This window comes from Actinoplanes sp. TFC3 (genome assembly GCF_001553785.1).
GTDB lineage: Bacteria > Actinomycetota > Actinomycetes > Mycobacteriales > Micromonosporaceae > Actinoplanes.
In genome coordinates, this window is the sequence record NZ_LOJP01000024.1 from 1 (window position 1) to 17,727 (window position 17,727).

Below are 17,727 nucleotides of genomic sequence, written 5' to 3' on the forward strand. Positions count from 1 at the left end.
GCGCTGAGCGGGAGGGTGCCGTTGGGCGGAGGGGTGAATGGGGGGTTGGAGCTGGGCGGCATGGACCCGACTTCCGCGGCAGCGTTGGGCGCGGCCGGGAACGGGGCGCTGGACGGCGGCGTCTGCTGGGCGTCTTCGGCCCGGGACAGCCCCGAGGCGCGTTCCTGGGGTCCGGGAAGGCCGGAGGGCGCCGCAAGTCGGTTACCGGACGCGGACGGAGTTGCCGATGGCGGGTCGTCGGGCGAGGACGGCGGCGACGGAGCCGAGGACGGCGCCGGCGAAGGCAGGGAGCTGGGCGACGGCGAGGTGGCAGGCGAGGAGAAAGAGGCCAAAGCGGGCGGGGCGTACGTGGTTTCCGGCGTTACTTCAGCAGGCCGCGGGAAGGAAGGCGCCACGCCAGCGGATGGACCTGCCGGGGGGAAGGCCGGAACCTCACCCAGCCCGCCGCGAGCCGCAGCGATCAGGCCGGATGCTTGCGCCAGTCCAGCGGCTTCCACCACCTCGGCTGCGGCCAGGCCGATATCGCAGGGGAGGCGCTCCCCGCAGACCGGGCAGATGGTGATGCCGCTGTGGGGGCCGAGGCCACCTGAGTGGGCTCGCATGGTCTCGAAGGCCGTGCGCGCCAGCACGCTGTCCGGCTGGATGTAATTCATGGTTTCACCCCCGCGAGTCGCCTGAGGCAGGCGTTCACGGTCCAGTTCATCGTGAACCGGGCAGCTCCGGGCCGCTTTCGCACAATCGGTAAGCGGACGGGTTTCACCAACACGGCCCCGGGCATCACCGGCGGCATGACTGGTGCTGCCGACGAGCATGGGGCGACTGTGGTTCCCTACGAGGACGGGCCCCTGCTGGTGCGCGGCACCTTCACCTTGCAGACACCGGATGGTCAAATCATTGACCCGGGACGGAAAACTGTGGCGTTGTGCCGCTGCGGGAAGTCGGCAATCAAGCCCTTCTGCGACGGTACGCACAAAGCAATCGGCTTCCGCGCCGGCACCGGCCGCGACGAGCCAGCACCGCGTAACCGCTGATCCAGCCGAGCCAGCAACGGCTGATCAGCACGCATCCAGGCCCGGTCCCGGCAAGGCGCCGATGGTTCACATGTCTACCGGCGAGCCCGGCAGCATCAAGCCCGCAACGAAGACTCCCCCGCCCCCCACCGCTGCAGCACGTACTCAGCCCACCGGTCCTCCATCGTCAGCACGCACCGCGCCCCGAACAGCACATCGCGCGCCAGCTCCGGCTCCGCCTCACTGAAAGATCCGCACATGTCGTAAGCGGCGATCTGCTCGTGCACCGCATCCGCCTCGACGTGCTCGTCGTAGAACTTCGTGGCCTTCTTGTCCCCGCCGAGCCGGCGCAGCCCGTTCCCATAGTTGCGGTTCGGGGCGGTGGAGGTCATCTCGTACGCGGCCAGGTGGCCGAGCAGCGCCCCCCGCAAGCGCCGGTGCAGGCCGAACAGGGACATCAGGTTGTTGTTGGCCAGGGTCTGCCAGGGGACCACGTCGACGTACGCGCCGTAGGTGGTGTCCAGGCCGAGCGCCACCATGGTGTCCTTGAACAGTTCCTGGTGCATCCGGTTGACCACGCCGCCGCCGTACTCGTCGATTTGCACCTCGATGAGTGCCGCCTTCGCCTTGCCGTGCAGGCGGGGGATCGCGAAGGTGTGCGGGTCGGCCTCGCGCAGGTGATAGACCGAACGGTGAGTAGCGAACTCGCGGAACTGCCCGTACGTGGCCCGGCCGCGGATGTATCCGGACAGTGACGGGCCGCCGGCCTCCTGCGTCATGGCGATCAGCGTGTGGGGCACGTCCCGATCGATTTCCGGTACGTCCAGGGTTCGCAGATCCGCCTCGAAGCGCGCCTCCAGCCGGGCCCGCAACGCCAGCAGCCCGGGATGCCACTCCCACGCATCATCGACGCCGTCCCAGCCGCGGTAGTGCAGCTCGTACAGCACGAACAGGCCGAGGTGCAGGTCATCGTCGGACGTGGGGTCACCCGGGGTGAAGTCGTGCGGCGCCTGAACGAGCGCCGTCACGAGCGCTTCGGAGAGCGGGCCGCGCGCGGTGGGCAGCTTCATGGGTACTCCCTGCTGAGTTCGGACCGTTGGAATTCCCGGCCCGGCGCACTCGAAACGATCAAAAACCCCGGGTCAGGCCGCGGTGGCTCCGACGCGGTAGCGCAGAGCTGGCCCCGGTGCCGTGCTCGAGTCCGATGGGCAGGCGGCTTCGTCGCTCGCGGGCGGCGCCGACTGGATCTCGACCAGCAGCCCCTCGAAGCCGGCGGCGAACACGGCGGTCCCGGAACGCACGAGCCGGGCCGGTTGAACAGGGGCTTGAGGTTGGCGAGGCCCATCGGCGGCGCGTGCCCAGGTCAGGGGCCCGCACACCGGAGCCTTTCATGAGCCGCGAATTCACTCACTGTGCATGATGCATCGCTCTCCGTACCCTGAAGAAACCCCTTGGAGGTGATCCCCATGGATGACACGGAGCTGTACCGCGAGCAGATCCTCCGGCACTACGGTCCCGTCATCACGGGCCGGTTTCTCGGCTTCCGCGACTCGTACACCCGCGAGGTCAAGATCGGACAACCGCTGGCCCTGGCGGTGTTCGTCACCGCGTCGGTCATCGGCATGCTGGTGCGGATGATCCGCAGCGGCGGCAGCCGGCGCAAGTTCAAGGACCTCAAGAAGGGCCCGGAGTACCTGGTCACGCTGGTCCGGCTGCGCGACGACCTCGGGCAGATCTACGAGGTCGAGATGCACGGCCAGCTCCCCCAGTCGGCGCTGCACCGCGGCGACCTGGTGCAGGTGCGTGTGCTGGCGCAGAAAGACCCGGACCTGCCGGTGAAGTTGCAGCAGCTGATCAACCTGGAGACCTTGCAGCCCTTTCGGCCGTGGGTGCCGACAATGTGGTCGCACCTGGGCGCGGGGTTGCTGATCCAGGCCGTGCTGGGCACGATCGTGACGCTGGCCGTGGCGACGGCCTGGATCAGCTGAGCCGGCTGACTAGAGGCGTTGCAACGGGACAACGGCGGCCATGGCCGCGTCACCGGCGTCGTTGGGGTGCAGGTGGTCGCCACTGTCGTACCGCGGAGCAATGATCTGCGGATCTGTGGCGTCTCGCGTGGCGGCATCGAAATCGGCCAGACCGCTCAGGGCGCCGTCACCACCGGCACGGATCCAGGCGTTGACCGCCATCCGGGTCTGCTCCAGCTGCGGCGTCCACGAGTTCCAGCCCTTGAACGGCATGATGGTGGCCCCGACCACGCGCAGACCCCGCGCCTTGGCCTGCGCGGCAATCTGCGCGAGGCCGGCGATGATGGCGCGCGGATCGGTCTGGTGAGGTTCCTGCTGGATGTCGTTGACCCCTTCGAAGACGATGACGGTACGAGCCCCGGCACGTTCCAGCACGTCCCAGTTGAGCCGGGCCACCGCGCTCGGACCGAACTGGCCGTAGATCGTCGGGTTGGGGTAGCCGTCGTCGAGCAGCACCCGGTTGCCGCTGATGCCGGAGTTCGCCACGCCGTAGTCGGGCACCGGGCTGGCGGCCAGCCGCGCGGCCAGGTAGTCGGTCCAGCGCCGGTTGGCGCCCCACGTCGAGGTGACCCCGTCGGTGATGGAGTCGCCGAGCGCCACGACCGTGCCGGGCCCGTTACTCACGTCCACGCCGTTGACGTAGTGCCACACCCGCGTGGTCTCGGCGAACGCGGTTCTGGACACCTCGCCGGCATGGTCGTCCGGGCCGCGGCTGAAGAAGGAGTCCTGCATGGCCGCGGGGTGGTAGGTCACCGTGCCGGACGGCTGCGGGGTCCAGGTGGACACGAGCAGGTCGCGGTCGGCGCTCACCCGCAGGCGGACCGGATCGCTCACCACTTCGGCGCGGGCCGGGATGGTGATGTCCTGACGACCGTTGAAGAGCACATCGCGGACGGAGCCGGGCGCCGCGGTGCCGTCGTTGGCGTCGATGGTGCCGTCACGCCGCCCGCCGGTGTGCGCGGACACCGCCACGGTGACGTGTCCCATCAGCACGGGCTGGGTGCCGAAGCGGTTGGACAGATGGATGCGGACGGTGCTGCCACCGGTGGTGGTGTGCACGACGTTGCGGATCGTGTAGCCGGCGTACCCCTGCTCGACGCCGGCCACCGCGGCGGCGGGCGCGGTCGCCCAGGCCGTGGTCCATTGCCCTCGGGGCGCGCTCTGGGCGGCGGACGGGGCTGCGGCCACCGCGACCAGGAGCACGGAACCGGCGAGAGCCCGGGAGAGTCTGCGCATCGTTACCTCCGATACAACGACAGATCTCGATCCCTTGCATCCTCTCGGTTACGAGCGGGTAACGCCACGTCTATGGTCGAGGGATCTACGACTGCGTTGCCGGTTGCCCGGTGGCGGCGGTGAGCAGCCCGCGGGACTTGGCCCAGCGCTCGAATCCCAGAGTGAAGAACGGCGGGATGGAACAAGCCAGCGCGATCAGCGTGATCCACCACTTCCAGCCGCCGGCGCGGGCCTGCATAGCGGTCACGGCCAGGTATGCCATGAACATCGCACCGTGGATCGGGCCGGCGATTCTGACGCCGATCTCGTTGTGGACAACCACGTACTTGAAGAACATTCCGGTCAGCAGCAGGGCCCAGCTCACCGCCTCGGCGATTGCGACGGTGGCGAACAGGGCAGGAATGCGGCGCACGCGGTTTCTCCATTCGTTTTGTACGCGATCATAGGTGTGGGCCAAAGGGAAGGCGGTGCCGCGGTGGGCGAAGAGGTGGATAGTCGCGAGTTCACCCGCGAAGATCGGACGAAGTACCGGCAGAAGATCCGGCGCAGCCTGGACGTGTTCGCCTCAATGCTGAGGGAATCGCGGTTCGAGTTCGAGCGCCCGATGACCGGCATGGAGATCGAACTGAACCTGGTCGACGGTGAGGCCAACCCGGCGATGCGCAACGCCCAGGTGCTCTCGGCGATTGCGGATCCGGATTTCCAGACCGAGCTGGGCCAGTTCAACATCGAGATCAACGTGGCGCCCCGCCGGCTGATCGGCGAGGAGAACTCGAATCTGGAACGCGAACTGCGGGCCAGCCTGAACAATGCCGAGCAACATGCCAGCAAGGCCGGCGCGCACATGGTGATGATCGGCATCCTCCCGACGCTGCGCCGCGAACATCTCACGGCCGGCTCGTTGTCGGCCAACCCGCGCTACGCCTTGCTCAACGAACAGATCTTCGCAGCGCGCGGCGAAGATTTAGACATCCGCATCGACGGTGTGGACCGGCTCGCCGTGACCACCGACTCGATCGCCCCGGAAGCCGCGTGCACCAGCACCCAGTTCCATTTGCAGGTCAGCCCGGAACAATTCGCCGCCTACTGGAACGCCGCTCAGGTAATCGCCGGTGTGCAGGTCGCGCTGGGCGCCAACTCCCCGCTGCTGTTCGGCCGCGAACTGTGGCGCGAGACCCGCATTCCCTTGTTCGAGCAAGCCACCGACACCCGATCGGAGGAGATAAGGGCTCAGGGGGTACGACCACGCGTCTGGTTCGGCGAACGCTGGATCACCTCGGTGTTCGACCTGTTCGAGGAGAACGTCACGTACTTCCCCGCCCTGCTGCCGATCTGCGACGACGAGGACCCCGAGCAGTTGCTGGAAAGCGGGGAAACACCGGCGCTGAGCGAGTTGCGCCTGCACAACGGAACTGTCTACCGCTGGAACAGGCCCATTTACGACGTCGTCAAGGGCCGCCCGCACCTGCGCGTGGAGAACCGGGTGCTGCCCGCCGGTCCCACTGTGGTGGACACGGTCGCCAACGGCGCTTTCTACTACGGCTTGGTACGCATGCTCGCCGAAGCGGAACGTCCGATCTGGACGCAGATGTCCTTCAGCGCCGCCGAGGAGAATTTCCACTCCTGCGCCCGGCACGGCATTGTGGCTTCGGTGTTCTGGCCCGGCCTGGGCTACGTACCGGTGGCGGAACTGGTTCTGCGTCGCCTTCTGCCGTTGGCGCATGAAGGATTGGAGCGCTGGGGGGTATCGAAGCAGGAGCGGGACCGCCTGCTCGGCATCATCGAACAGCGCTGCCTGACCGGCCGCAACGGCGCAACGTGGCAGGTGGACACGTTGCACGCGCTGGAAGGCGAGGGCCACCTCGACCGGCAGAGCGCCCTGCACGAAATGCTGCGCCGCTACCTGCCCCCCATGCACGAGAACGTGCCGGTCCACGAATGGCCCGTGACCGCCTGACGCCGTTTCCGTCGTGGGCTGATGCCGCAAGCCTTTCTGGGCCGGCGCCACCAATACCAAGGAGCTCACGGGCACCGCAGAGACGGTCCGGGCTCGGGAATGACGAGGGTCAGCCCGAGCCCGGACCGCTGGGGCACTTCAAGGTTCGGGTCGTCCGGGTTGTTGCAGAACGGCTTGCCGGTGCGGATCCTGCACATCTTCGACAGAAGTCAGATTGCGGGTGGGAACAGCGGCTTGCTCGACGGAGCCGAGCGCACGGTGGTGACTTCCCGCGCCGGTAGAGGCGCCCGCCGTAGCGCGACCACGCGATGGAACCGTCGTTCCCGCGAGCGAAATTGCCACGGAAATGCGTGTCGGTGCCGTCGGGCGCGAGAATCAGCACGTAGTCCTTGCGATAGAAATCAAGCCGCAGCGCGTCAACGCCACCTACCCGGGCGAGCAGATGCCCCTGATCGGCCACCAGGTCGATGACGGTGGTGTACGCGGTGCCGTCGACAATCTTGTCCTCAAGCTCGCGTACCGCCCCCGGCTTGGCGCCCCCCGCTTGCGCAGGCGCCACCCCACCGCAGCAGCAGCAAGGCCCGGCGCGACAGATGGACCGATGTATCCCCTGTCGTTGGCATAACTGTGTAGACCCGATGGTCACAAAGCCCGGAGAACCCTGACCGCGTCGGTGTAGAGCTGCCCCCGCGCATCCCCGCGCCGAACCCGCTCGGCCAACGTCAAGGCGATCCCCTGCACCTCAGGAAGCGTCGTCACGATCTCCTCGACGTTGTCCGCGGTGTAGTCGAAGCCCACAAGAAGAGGACGTTCGGCGGCCAACCCGTTGAGATCCGCGATCTGAAACTCCTCTTGATATTCCGGCGACCTGTCGCGCAGGAAAGCCCAGGATCCGCGGTATTCCGGCAGCACTTCGGCTTGGAAGAAGGCGGCATTCAAGTCCGGGGTGCCGTCATACGCGTCAAAGATCCACGCAGGATCGTCGTCATGGGCGATCTCAATGCCGCTGTAGACAATGCCGATGCCGGCGTCACGCAGCGCGACTCGCACCTCAGCCGGCGGGACCCCGACCGTCACCGGCTGCACCAGCCTGGCACCGGCGGCCGCGACGATGCGCCGGATCCGACGGGGATCGTCGTTGAGCTCCAGCGTGGCCACCAGCGTAGCTTGCTCGAGCGTCCGGCCGATCTCCCCGGCCTCCTCGACCCGCAGCGTGCGGCCGTCGTCGAACCGCGGATCCGGCGACAGCGAGACGCCGATCAACTTAGCGCCGAGCTTTTCGAGCGTAGTAGCCTCGCGGGACGACCGCACTCGGTCCACCTTGATGATCAGGCTCGCCACGCCGAAGCTCACGACGGGACCGGTACGGTCCTGACGCCGGGGCGCACCCGGTCAGAACTGACCGTCGAGTACCCCCCGTTTGAAGGCTTCCCACTCGGCGGGGGTGAAGGTGAGGACACGGTCGGGCTCCTGACTGCTTCGCAGGTGCACCGCTTCGTCCGAGACCGCCACTTCGGCGCACCCGACATCCGAGCAGTGGCGACTGCGTTGCCAGGAAATGTGATCGGGAATCTCGGTCATGCGAACCTCCATGTCATCGCCCAGAATACCGGCCCAGACACCATCAGCCATGGCATCGCAGGCAGGGGTGCCGCCGGAACGGCACCCTTCCGAGCCTTACCGCTCAGCGCACACGATGACTGTCAACTACCCCCGCGAGGAACCCGCGCCAGTCATCCTTGGAAACACGGATGGTGCTGCCAGTGCGATTCTTGCCGTCTCGCACGACTATGTAGTTCCCGTCCTCCGCTACCTCGACGCAGGCATTGTCGGAACAATACGAGCTTTTAATCCACTTCGTCATGGGTGCCGTCATCGGCTGCATCCGTTCTCGTCAGATCATCATCAAGCCCACCGAGCGGCGCGAGATGGCGCCGGCCAGGGGAGTCACATTCGGTCAGCGCGCGATCGCAGCGATGCTGCTGCAGCAAGAATCGCCCGTATCGTTGCTGCCTCGTCAAGGGAACGCTGCCAGAGATTTTCAAAAATCCGCCGGTGATAGCCGACTTCGTCCAGGCTATGCTCAATGCCGTCACGCACCCATGATTCGCGATACAAAACCGCGTCGCCCGGATCATCATCGCCCAGGTCAAGGACGGTGAACGGGCCCATCATGCCAAGGAGCGCACCTTCGTCTAGCGGGACAATCCGGATGTTGACATCCGGGCGTTGAGCAACCTCCGCCAGCTCGGTGAGCTGTTCGGCCATGACCTGCAATCCGCCGATTTCGCGCATCAGCGCCGCCTCATCAAGGATGACCAGCAGATGCGGCCCATCCTCGGTTTCCAAGAATTGCCGTCTGCGCCGCATACGAGCTTCCAGCCGGACAGTTCGCACTTGTTCGGTGAGAGCTCCCTCGTGGAAGTCGAGGACGGCTTTGGCGTATGCCGGCGTTTGCATCAGACCCGGCACGACCACCGGATGGTAGATCCGGACCGCCGTGGCTTCGGCTTCGAACTGGATCAGCTGGGCCGACGCGGGTGTCAGGTTCTGCCGGTATTCCGGCACCGTCCACCAACGCTGACGCCGCGAGATCCGGGATTCCTCGGTGAGTTGCTCGATCTCCTCGGCGTCGGTAACGCCGTACAGGTTGAGCAACGCCAGCAGATCAGTCCCGGACACCGTGACATCGCCGGATTCGATGCGTTGCACTTTGGACAATGACCAACCCACCCGCTTGGCCACCGCCCCCTGACTCATGCCGGTGGCCTCCCGGGCCTTACGCAGGGCAAGTCTTACCCGCCGCCTGGCGACGGCGGGTGACTCTCCATACGCAACCAAGGCCGCTCGCCTCTCGGGTCGAATGTGCCGTACCTCAACCAGCTACATCGCAGATACGGCACGGTACCGCATCGCGCCACACTCGTCCCTGTCTCAGCTTTGCGTGTCGTTCTGCCGCTCCAGCGCGCGGATCAGACCCCGGCAGGCGGCCGGCATGTCGCGGTGGGGCAGCTCGATCACCATGATCTCGGTGCCGTGGTAGCTGGCTCGTAGCTGCGACAGTTGCCGCGAACGGGTCCAGCGCTGTTCGGCCATGGCGATGGCGACTCCGGCGATGAAGACCATCGCGACGGCGAACAGCGCCCACCCTCGTAGCCGGTACGCCAGCAGACCGAGTAGCACCACTGACGTACCCATTGCCACCATGACCCGGTCGGTCGGCGGTGGCGTGTGGGTGATCCCGAAGTCGTCCAGTTCGGAAATGATCCACACCTGCCAGCCGTGACGTACCCGGACCTTGATCAGGCTGTGCGTGATGATGATGTCCGGCCGTCGGGGATCGGGTCCCCGGTAGTAGACCGTCACTTTGTTCACCTCCTCCCGCGGAGGCCTTGCACCGGCCCGCACGTGAGGAGAAGGATGAATGCTGCAACGGCACTGTCCCTCCCCTCGCAGCGGGGTCGGATGCCGGGAGGCGATTCTCAGCACCACCTGAGAATCGCCTCCTGTCGCCTACGAGCCCCCACCGTGACGCTGGTCTCAGTATGGGGCTACCTGCGGTACCGCAGATAGCGGTAAGGCGGTTGCCCAACAGGCGTCATATGCACATTCCTGCGCGTGTCAATCCACAATGCGCCGCGTCAGAGGGAACGCTTGGCCGCCGCATGCGCCGCGTCAGAGGGAGCGTTCGGCAACCGCCACGGTCACCCGTGCGAACGGCCGCTTGGGCACCACCAGCCGCGCCCCCGGCCCCGCCGCCAGCAGCGCCGATGCCTCAGCCACGCTCGGCGCTCCCGTCCGCAGCACCACCCCCGGCGTCCGCACTTGCGCCAACTCCGCCTGCGAAAACAGCAGCAACGGCCACCCCCGCCCCGCCGCGAACGCCTCCATCAGGAAGCCGCGGCGATCCAGAGTGCCCACGCCCGCGACCTCAGTCAGCTCAAGCGCCGCCACGGCTTGCTCCAATTCGGTGATCAGAACGCCGGACCGCGCGCCGATCCCCAGATAGAAACTCAAGAAACCGCAGCCGCCACCAGCCGCCGCGCAATCCCCGGATCGGCAGCCCAATGCAGATGCAGATAAGAAGCATGCAGCCCAGCCGCCGCGAACCCCTCCGGATCAGCCCCCCGCCACGCCCAGGCCGCTCCCCCCGCCGGCTCCAGCAGCAACCCCGACCGCGGATGCACAGTTGTGCGGTGGAACTCGTGCCCGGTCACCCGCGACCCGGCCGCGAACAACGGGGAATCCGTCAGGGCCACCGCATCCCGGTAGCCCAAGGTCAGGGACGGGGTCATCGCTGCGTCGGCGTCCAGGACTGCGCACATCGGGGCGCCGTCGAGGGTGCGGCACAGCCACAGCAGTCCGGCGCATTCGGCGGCGATGGGCAGGCCGGCCGCCGCGAGGGAGGCTACAGCCAGGCGCAGGGGCTCGTTGGCGGACAGCTCGGCTGCGTACACCTCGGGGAAGCCGCCGCCGACGACCAGCGCGCGGGTGCCGTCCGGCAGTTTCTCGTCGCGGAGCGGGTCCACGACCACGACCTCGGCGCCTGCGCCGGTCAGCAGTTCGGCGGTCTCGGCGTACGCGAAGGTGAAAGCGGGACCACCGGCCAGCGCGACCACGGGACGGCCCGGCACCGGATCTGCGGCTTGGGGACTCCACGGGGTTGCGGTGAAGGCGGGGGCCGATCGGGCCAGCGCGAGCACCGCGTCGAGGTCCACCGAGGATTCGACCAGAGCAGCCAGCGCATCCACCGAGGCCAGGGCTTCGGCGCGGCGTTCGGCGGCGGGTACCAGGCCCAGGTGGCGGGAGGGGGCTGCGACGGCCGACGCGCGGCGCATTGCGCCCAGGACCGGGGTGCCGACTTCCTCGCAGGCCTCGCGCAGGATGGTTTCGTGGCGCTCGGAGCCGACCTGGTTGAGGATGACGCCGCCGATGCGGGCGTTGCCGAAGCTGCGGAAACCGTGCACCAGGGCAGCCACCGAACGGCCCTGCGCGGCGGCGTTGACCACGAGCACGACCGGGGCGTCGAGCAGGCCGGCCACGTGCGCGGTTGAGCCGGTGTCGCCTGCGCCGGTGCGGCCGTCGTACAGTCCCATCACGCCTTCGACGACCGCGACGTCCGCGCCTGCGGCACCATGGGCGAACAGCGGGCCGATCGTTTCCTCGCCGACCATGACCGGATCGAGGTTGCGGCCCGGGCGCCCGGCCGCGAGCGCGTGATACCCCGGGTCGATGTAATCGGGTCCGACCTTGAAGGGCGCAACCCGAAGACCCCTTTTCGCGTACGCCGCCAGCAGGCCCGTTGCGACGGTGGTCTTGCCGTGCCCCGAGGCGGGAGCCGCGATCACGAGGCGTGGCACGCTCACCATTCGATGCCCCGCTGGCCCTTGCGCCCGGCGTCCATCGGATGCTTGACCTTCGTCATCTCGGTGACCAGGTCGGCGGCCGCCAGCAGGTCCGGGTGGGCATCGCGCCCGGTGATCACCACGTGCTGGGTGCCGGGGCGCTCGCGCAGCGTGGCCACCACCTCGGCGACGTCCACCCAGCCCCACTTCATCGGGTACGTGAACTCGTCGAGCACGTAGAAGTCGTACGTCTGCGCAGCCAGGTCCCGCTTGATCTGCGCCCAGCCCTCGGCTGCCTCGGCGGCGTGGTCGCGTTCGGTTCCGGCGCGCTGGATCCACGACCAGCCCTCGCCCATCTTGTGCCAGGCCACCGGCGCGCCCCCGGGCACCTCGCCCAGCGCCTTGAGCGCCGACTCCTCGCCGACCCGCCACTTCTCGGACTTGACGAACTGGAACACCCCGAGTGACCACCCGGCATTCCACGCCCGCAACGCCATCCCGAACGCGGCTGTCGACTTGCCCTTGCCATGCCCGGTGTGCACCGCGAGGACGGCCTGGCGCCGCCGCTGCCGGGTGGTCAGGCCATCATCGGGTACGGCGGTAACTTTCCCCTGCGGCATCAGGCAACCCTTCCCAGCGGCGCAGCACCCAGCGCATCCAGCGGCATGACGTCGGCGTTCAGGGCAGCCGCCAGCCGCCGCGCCAACCCCAACCGGACCGGCCCGGACTCGCAGTCGACGACCACGGTGGAGACTCCCGCCAGCGCCGGAGCCACGCTCGCCGGATCAGGCCCGCTGGTCGCCCGCCCATCGGTGACAATGATCAGCAGAGGCCGGCGGCGAGGATCCCGGCGACGCTCGGTGGCGATGGTTGCGGCCGCGGTCCGCAAGCCCGCGGCAAGGGGGGTACGTCCACCCGTCCGCAAACTCGCCAGCCGCAGCACGCCCACCTCATGACTGGAGGTCGGCGGCAACACCTGCTCGGCCGTGGCCCCGCGAAAAGTGATCATGCCGATCCGGTCCCGGCGCTGATAGGCATCCCGCAGCAGCGACAGCACCGCGGTCTTGACCACGGTCATCCGCTTACGGGCGGCCATCGACCCGGACGCGTCCACGACAAAGAGGACAAGGTTCGCCTCCCGCCCGACGTGCACAGCCTCCCGAAGATCCCGGGCCTGCACTCCGTCAAGCCCGCCACGATGAATGGCAGCCCGCAGGGTCGCCGGCAGATGCGGCGCCCCCCGAAGCTTGCCGTGCGGAACCCGCGAGCCGACAACTCGCCCCCGCCGCGCCAACGCAGGTGACCGCCGACCGGCATGCCCGCCCTCACCGCGAGCTGCGATCCGCAGTGTCTTGGGCCGGTACACCGCCCCGGCCTGAGCCGCCGCCTGTGTACCTCCCGCGCCAGGCCGCCGCGGCGACTCGGCGTCCCCGGGCTCCTGCGTGCGCTCTCCGCCGGTCTCCTGTCCGTCGCGCCCTCGCTCTCCGCCGGCCTCGGAGTCAGCAGGAGCCGGGCCCTCGGGAGAGCTGCCATCCGGCCCCGGCCCGTTGTCCGGGCCGCCGTCACCGCCGCCCGGGCCGCCCCTGCCCGGCGGGTCGTCGTCCGGGTCGTCGTCGTGGCCGGCCTGGTCCAGTGCCTCTTCCAGCCGCTGCTCGTCGGTGCCCGGCGGGTCGAGCGGATCCTTGCGCCGCCGGTGCGGCAACGCCAGCCGGGCGGCGTCGCGCACGTCGGTGCCCGTCACCCGGTCCCGGCCGTGCCAGGCGGCCAGCGCCACCGCGCATCGCGCCACCACGATGTCCGCGCGCATGCCGTCCACCCCGTACGCCAGGCAGACCCGGGCGATGCGGTCCAGCTCGGCGTCGGGCAGCACCACCGAGGGCACCGCCCGGCGAGCCGTCAGGATCCGGACGGCCAGCGCGCGTTCCTCCTCGGCGAAGCGGGCGGCGAAGGCGTCGGCGTCCAGCTCGTACGCGAGCCGGCGGCGGACCACTTCGGCGCGCAGCGTGGCGTCGCGGGGGGCGGCCACCGTCACGACCAGGCCGAAGCGGTCGACGAGCTGGGGGCGCGGTTCGCCTTCCTCCGGGTTCATGGTGCCGACCAGCAGGAAGCGGGCGGCGTGCTTGACCGACACCCCGTCGCGCTCGACGTGGGCGCGGCCCATGGCTGCCGCGTCCAGCAGCAGGTCCACGAGGTGGTCGGGCAGCAGGTTGACCTCATCGACGTAGAGCGCACCGCGGTGCGCTCTACGTCGATGAGGTCAACCTGCTGCCCGACCACCTCGTGGACCTGCTGCTGGACGCGGCAGCCATGGGCCGCGCCCACGTCGAGCGCGACGGGGTGTCGGTCAAGCACGCCGCCCGCTTCCTGCTGGTCGGCACCATGAACCCGGAGGAAGGCGAACCGCGCCCCCAGCTCGTCGACCGCTTCGGCCTGGTCGTGACGGTGGCCGCCCCCCGCGACGCCACGCTGCGCGCCGAAGTGGTCCGCCGCCGGCTCGCGTACGAGCTGGACGCCGACGCCTTCGCCGCCCGCTTCGCCGAGGAGGAACGCGCGCTGGCCGTCCGGATCCTGACGGCTCGCCGGGCGGTGCCCTCGGTGGTGCTGCCCGACGCCGAGCTGGACCGCATCGCCCGGGTCTGCCTGGCGTACGGGGTGGACGGCATGCGCGCGGACATCGTGGTGGCGCGATGCGCGGTGGCGCTGGCCGCCTGGCACGGCCGGGACCGGGTGACGGGCACCGACGTGCGCGACGCCGCCCGGCTGGCGTTGCCGCACCGGCGGCGCAAGGATCCGCTCGACCCGCCGGGCACCGACGAGCAGCGGCTGGAAGAGGCACTGGACCAGGCCGGCCACGACGACGACCCGGACGACGACCCGCCGGGCAGGGGCGGCCCGGGCGGCGGTGACGGCGGCCCGGACAACGGGCCGGGGCCGGATGGCAGCTCTCCCGAGGGCCCGGCTCCTGCTGACTCCGAGGCCGGCGGAGAGCGAGGGCGCGACGGACAGGAGACCGGCGGAGAGCGCACGCAGGAGCCCGGGGACGCCGAGTCGCCGCGGCGGCCTGGCGCGGGAGGTACACAGGCGGCGGCTCAGGCCGGGGCGGTGTACCGGCCCAAGACACTGCGGATCGCAGCTCGCGGTGAGGGCGGGCATGCCGGTCGGCGGTCACCTGCGTTGGCGCGGCGGGGGCGAGTTGTCGGCTCGCGGGTTCCGCACGGCAAGCTTCGGGGGGCGCCGCATCTGCCGGCGACCCTGCGGGCTGCCATTCATCGTGGCGGGCTTGACGGAGTGCAGGCCCGGGATCTTCGGGAGGCTGTGCACGTCGGGCGGGAGGCGAACCTTGTCCTCTTTGTCGTGGACGCGTCCGGGTCGATGGCCGCCCGTAAGCGGATGACCGTGGTCAAGACCGCGGTGCTGTCGCTGCTGCGGGATGCCTATCAGCGCCGGGACCGGATCGGCATGATCACTTTTCGCGGGGCCACGGCCGAGCAGGTGTTGCCGCCGACCTCCAGTCATGAGGTGGGCGTGCTGCGGCTGGCGAGTTTGCGGACGGGTGGACGTACCCCCCTTGCCGCGGGCTTGCGGACCGCGGCCGCAACCATCGCCACCGAGCGTCGCCGGGATCCTCGCCGCCGGCCTCTGCTGATCATTGTCACCGATGGGCGGGCGACCAGCGGGCCTGATCCGGCGAGCGTGGCTCCGGCGCTGGCGGGAGTCTCCACCGTGGTCGTCGACTGCGAGTCCGGGCCGGTCCGGTTGGGGTTGGCGCGGCGGCTGGCGGCTGCCCTGAACGCCGACGTCATGCCGCTGGATGCGCTGGGTGCTGCGCCGCTGGGAAGGGTTGCCTGATGCCGCAGGGGAAAGTTACCGCCGTACCCGATGATGGCCTGACCACCCGGCAGCGGCGGCGCCAGGCCGTCCTCGCGGTGCACACCGGGCATGGCAAGGGCAAGTCGACAGCCGCGTTCGGGATGGCGTTGCGGGCGTGGAATGCCGGGTGGTCACTCGGGGTGTTCCAGTTCGTCAAGTCCGAGAAGTGGCGGGTCGGCGAGGAGTCGGCGCTCAAGGCGCTGGGCGAGGTGCCCGGGGGCGCGCCGGTGGCCTGGCACAAGATGGGCGAGGGCTGGTCGTGGATCCAGCGCGCCGGAACCGAACGCGACCACGCCGCCGAGGCAGCCGAGGGCTGGGCGCAGATCAAGCGGGACCTGGCTGCGCAGACGTACGACTTCTACGTGCTCGACGAGTTCACGTACCCGATGAAGTGGGGCTGGGTGGACGTCGCCGAGGTGGTGGCCACGCTGCGCGAGCGCCCCGGCACCCAGCACGTGGTGATCACCGGGCGCGATGCCCACCCGGACCTGCTGGCGGCCGCCGACCTGGTCACCGAGATGACGAAGGTCAAGCATCCGATGGACGCCGGGCGCAAGGGCCAGCGGGGCATCGAATGGTGAGCGTGCCACGCCTCGTGATCGCGGCTCCCGCCTCGGGGCACGGCAAGACCACCGTCGCAACGGGCCTGCTGGCGGCGTACGCGAAAAGGGGTCTTCGGGTTGCGCCCTTCAAGGTCGGACCCGATTACATCGACCCGGGGTATCACGCGCTCGCGGCCGGGCGCCCGGGCCGCAACCTCGATCCGGTCATGGTCGGCGAGGAAACGATCGGCCCGCTGTTCGCCCATGGTGCCGCAGGCGCGGACGTCGCGGTCGTCGAAGGCGTGATGGGACTGTACGACGGCCGCACCGGCGCAGGCGACACCGGCTCAACCGCGCACGTGGCCGGCCTGCTCGACGCCCCGGTCGTGCTCGTGGTCAACGCCGCCGCGCAGGGCCGTTCGGTGGCTGCCCTGGTGCACGGTTTCCGCAGCTTCGGCAACGCCCGCATCGGCGGCGTCATCCTCAACCAGGTCGGCTCCGAGCGCCACGAAACCATCCTGCGCGAGGCCTGCGAGGAAGTCGGCACCCCGGTCCTGGGCGCAATGCGCCGCGCGTCGGCCGTCGCAGCCCCCTCCCGCCACCTGGGCCTGGTACCCGCCGCCGAACGCCGCGCCGAAGCCCTGGCCTCGGTGGATGCGCTGGCTGCTCTGGTCGAATCCTCGGTGGACCTCGACGCGGTGCTCGCGCTGGCCCGATCGGCCCCCGCCTTCACCGCAACCCCGTGGAGTCCCCAAGCCGCAGATCCGGTGCCGGGCCGTCCCGTGGTCGCGCTGGCCGGTGGTCCCGCTTTCACCTTCGCGTACGCCGAGACCGCCGAACTGCTGACCGGCGCAGGCGCCGAGGTCGTGGTCGTGGACCCGCTCCGCGACGAGAAACTGCCGGACGGCACCCGCGCGCTGGTCGTCGGCGGCGGCTTCCCCGAGGTGTACGCAGCCGAGCTGTCCGCCAACGAGCCCCTGCGCCTGGCTGTAGCCTCCCTCGCGGCGGCCGGCCTGCCCATCGCCGCCGAATGCGCCGGACTGCTGTGGCTGTGCCGCACCCTCGACGGCGCCCCGATGTGCGCAGTCCTGGACGCCGACGCAGCGATGACCCCGTCCCTGACCTTGGGCTACCGGGATGCGGTGGCCCTGACGGATTCCCCGTTGTTCGCGGCCGGGTCGCGGGTGACCGGGCACGAGTTCCACCGCACAACTGTGCATCCGCGGTCGGGGTTGCTGCTGGAGCCGGCGGGGGGAGCGGCCTGGGCGTGGCGGGGGGCTGATCCGGAGGGGTTCGCGGCGGCTGGGCTGCATGCTTCTTATCTGCATCTGCATTGGGCTGCCGATCCGGGGATTGCGCGGCGGCTGGTGGCGGCTGCGGTTTCTTGAGTTTCTATCTGGGGATCGGCGCGCGGTCCGGCGTTCTGATCACCGAATTGGAGCAAGCCGTGGCGGCGCTTGAGCTGACTGAGGTCGCGGGCGTGGGCACTCTGGATCGCCGCGGCTTCCTGATGGAGGCGTTCGCGGCGGGGCGGGGGGGGCCGTTGCTGCTGTTTTCGCAGGCGGAGTTGGCGCAAGTGCGGACGCCGGGGGTGGTGCTGCGGACGGGAGCGCCGAGCGTGGCTGAGGCATCGGCGCTGCTGGCGGCGGGGCCGGGGGCGCGGCTGGTGGTGCCCAAGCGGCCGTTCGCACGGGTGACCGTGGCGGTTGCCGAACGCTCCCTCTGACGCGGCGCATGCGG

Annotated in this window: 19 protein-coding genes and 1 pseudogene; 7 read left to right on the top strand and 13 right to left on the bottom strand. The window is 69.5% G+C overall.

Going from position 1 to position 17,727, the window contains the following annotated elements:
• Positions 1-653 (bottom strand): annotated as a pseudogene (locus tag TFC3_RS39925) (hypothetical protein); the annotation flags it as partial.
• Positions 654-704: 51 nt separating this feature from the next.
• Between TFC3_RS39925 and TFC3_RS35015 the strand changes: the two are divergent.
• Positions 705-1,031 (top strand): CDGSH iron-sulfur domain-containing protein, encoded by a 327-nt coding sequence (locus tag TFC3_RS35015; protein ID WP_236718648.1) that lies wholly within the window; start codon positions 705-707, stop codon positions 1,029-1,031.
• A 95-nt stretch (positions 1,032-1,126) separates the two neighbouring features.
• Here the strand turns inward: TFC3_RS35015 and TFC3_RS35020 are convergent, their stop codons facing one another.
• The gene (locus tag TFC3_RS35020) at positions 1,127-2,080 is read right to left on the bottom strand and encodes an iron-containing redox enzyme family protein (protein WP_067510624.1); all 954 of its coding nucleotides are present in this window, start codon (positions 2,078-2,080) and stop codon (positions 1,127-1,129) included.
• Positions 2,081-2,476: 396 nt separating this feature from the next.
• Between TFC3_RS35020 and TFC3_RS35025 the strand changes: the two genes are divergently transcribed.
• Entirely contained in the window at positions 2,477-2,998 is a 522-nt protein-coding gene (locus tag TFC3_RS35025; RefSeq protein WP_067510645.1) for a hypothetical protein, read from the top strand.
• A 9-nt stretch (positions 2,999-3,007) separates the two neighbouring features.
• On the opposite strand, the gene TFC3_RS35030 is transcribed toward TFC3_RS35025, so the two are convergent.
• Both TFC3_RS35030 and TFC3_RS35035 read right to left on the bottom strand, forming a co-directional pair.
• Positions 3,008-4,273 carry an SGNH/GDSL hydrolase family protein gene (locus TFC3_RS35030; protein WP_067510626.1) on the bottom strand — a complete coding sequence of 422 codons (1,266 nt, stop codon included), beginning with the start codon at positions 4,271-4,273 and terminating at the stop codon, positions 3,008-3,010.
• A gap of 85 nt (positions 4,274-4,358) precedes the next feature.
• Positions 4,359-4,685 carry a DUF3817 domain-containing protein gene (locus tag TFC3_RS35035; protein ID WP_067510628.1) on the bottom strand — a complete coding sequence of 109 codons (327 nt, stop codon included), beginning with the start codon at positions 4,683-4,685 and terminating at the stop codon, positions 4,359-4,361.
• 63 nt (positions 4,686-4,748) lie between these two features.
• Between TFC3_RS35035 and TFC3_RS35040 the strand changes: the two genes are divergently transcribed.
• Positions 4,749-6,230: a glutamate--cysteine ligase gene (locus TFC3_RS35040; RefSeq protein WP_067510629.1), complete on the top strand. Its 1,482-nt coding sequence runs from the start codon at positions 4,749-4,751 to the stop codon at positions 6,228-6,230.
• A gap of 642 nt (positions 6,231-6,872) precedes the next feature.
• Here the strand turns inward: TFC3_RS35040 and TFC3_RS35045 are convergent.
• The 9 genes from TFC3_RS35045 to TFC3_RS35080 form a co-directional block, all read right to left on the bottom strand.
• The gene (locus TFC3_RS35045; RefSeq protein ID WP_067510631.1) at positions 6,873-7,583 is read right to left on the bottom strand and encodes a hypothetical protein; all 711 of its coding nucleotides are present in this window, start codon (positions 7,581-7,583) and stop codon (positions 6,873-6,875) included.
• Positions 7,584-7,622: 39 nt separating this feature from the next.
• The gene (locus tag TFC3_RS35050; RefSeq protein WP_161952742.1) at positions 7,623-7,811 is read right to left on the bottom strand and encodes a DUF397 domain-containing protein; all 189 of its coding nucleotides are present in this window, start codon (positions 7,809-7,811) and stop codon (positions 7,623-7,625) included.
• A gap of 103 nt (positions 7,812-7,914) precedes the next feature.
• On the bottom strand, positions 7,915-8,115 hold the full coding sequence (locus TFC3_RS40625; protein WP_082772783.1) for a DUF397 domain-containing protein: 201 nt from the start codon (positions 8,113-8,115) through the stop codon (positions 7,915-7,917).
• Between the two features lie 62 nt (positions 8,116-8,177).
• A complete protein-coding gene (locus tag TFC3_RS35055; protein WP_067510635.1) occupies positions 8,178-9,071 on the bottom strand; it encodes a helix-turn-helix transcriptional regulator in 894 nt (297 codons plus the stop codon).
• A 93-nt stretch (positions 9,072-9,164) separates the two neighbouring features.
• The gene (locus TFC3_RS35060) at positions 9,165-9,596 is read right to left on the bottom strand and encodes a DUF6232 family protein (protein ID WP_153040649.1); all 432 of its coding nucleotides are present in this window, start codon (positions 9,594-9,596) and stop codon (positions 9,165-9,167) included.
• Positions 9,597-9,905: 309 nt separating this feature from the next.
• Positions 9,906-10,247: a cobalamin biosynthesis protein gene (locus tag TFC3_RS35065; RefSeq protein ID WP_161952744.1), complete on the bottom strand. Its 342-nt coding sequence runs from the start codon at positions 10,245-10,247 to the stop codon at positions 9,906-9,908.
• Positions 10,244-11,599 carry a cobyrinate a,c-diamide synthase gene (locus TFC3_RS35070; protein WP_067510639.1) on the bottom strand — a complete coding sequence of 452 codons (1,356 nt, stop codon included), beginning with the start codon at positions 11,597-11,599 and terminating at the stop codon, positions 10,244-10,246. The genes TFC3_RS35065 and TFC3_RS35070 overlap by 4 nt, the downstream gene beginning before the upstream one ends.
• On the bottom strand, positions 11,593-12,195 hold the full coding sequence (cobO, locus tag TFC3_RS35075; protein WP_067510641.1) for a cob(I)yrinic acid a,c-diamide adenosyltransferase: 603 nt from the start codon (positions 12,193-12,195) through the stop codon (positions 11,593-11,595). Before cobO (TFC3_RS35075) ends, TFC3_RS35070 begins: the two co-directional genes overlap by 7 nt.
• On the bottom strand, positions 12,195-13,763 hold the full coding sequence (locus TFC3_RS35080) for a VWA domain-containing protein (RefSeq protein ID WP_236718649.1): 1,569 nt from the start codon (positions 13,761-13,763) through the stop codon (positions 12,195-12,197). Before TFC3_RS35080 ends, cobO (TFC3_RS35075) begins: the two co-directional genes overlap by 1 nt.
• Before the next feature lie 92 nt (positions 13,764-13,855).
• On the opposite strand from TFC3_RS35080, the gene TFC3_RS35085 reads away from it, so the two are divergent.
• The 4 genes from TFC3_RS35085 to TFC3_RS35100 are packed head-to-tail and all read left to right on the top strand — an operon-like array spanning position 13,856 to position 17,713.
• A complete protein-coding gene (locus tag TFC3_RS35085) occupies positions 13,856-15,424 on the top strand; it encodes a VWA domain-containing protein (protein WP_236718649.1) in 1,569 nt (522 codons plus the stop codon).
• Complete coding sequence (gene cobO / locus TFC3_RS35090) at positions 15,424-16,026, top strand: cob(I)yrinic acid a,c-diamide adenosyltransferase (RefSeq protein ID WP_067510641.1); 603 nt, start codon at positions 15,424-15,426, stop codon at positions 16,024-16,026. The genes TFC3_RS35085 and cobO (TFC3_RS35090) overlap by 1 nt, the downstream gene beginning before the upstream one ends.
• Positions 16,020-17,375 carry a cobyrinate a,c-diamide synthase gene (locus TFC3_RS35095; protein WP_067510639.1) on the top strand — a complete coding sequence of 452 codons (1,356 nt, stop codon included), beginning with the start codon at positions 16,020-16,022 and terminating at the stop codon, positions 17,373-17,375. The genes cobO (TFC3_RS35090) and TFC3_RS35095 overlap by 7 nt, the downstream gene beginning before the upstream one ends.
• Positions 17,372-17,713: a cobalamin biosynthesis protein gene (locus TFC3_RS35100; RefSeq protein WP_161952745.1), complete on the top strand. Its 342-nt coding sequence runs from the start codon at positions 17,372-17,374 to the stop codon at positions 17,711-17,713. Before TFC3_RS35095 ends, TFC3_RS35100 begins: the two co-directional genes overlap by 4 nt.
• Positions 17,714-17,727: the final 14 nt, after the last annotated feature.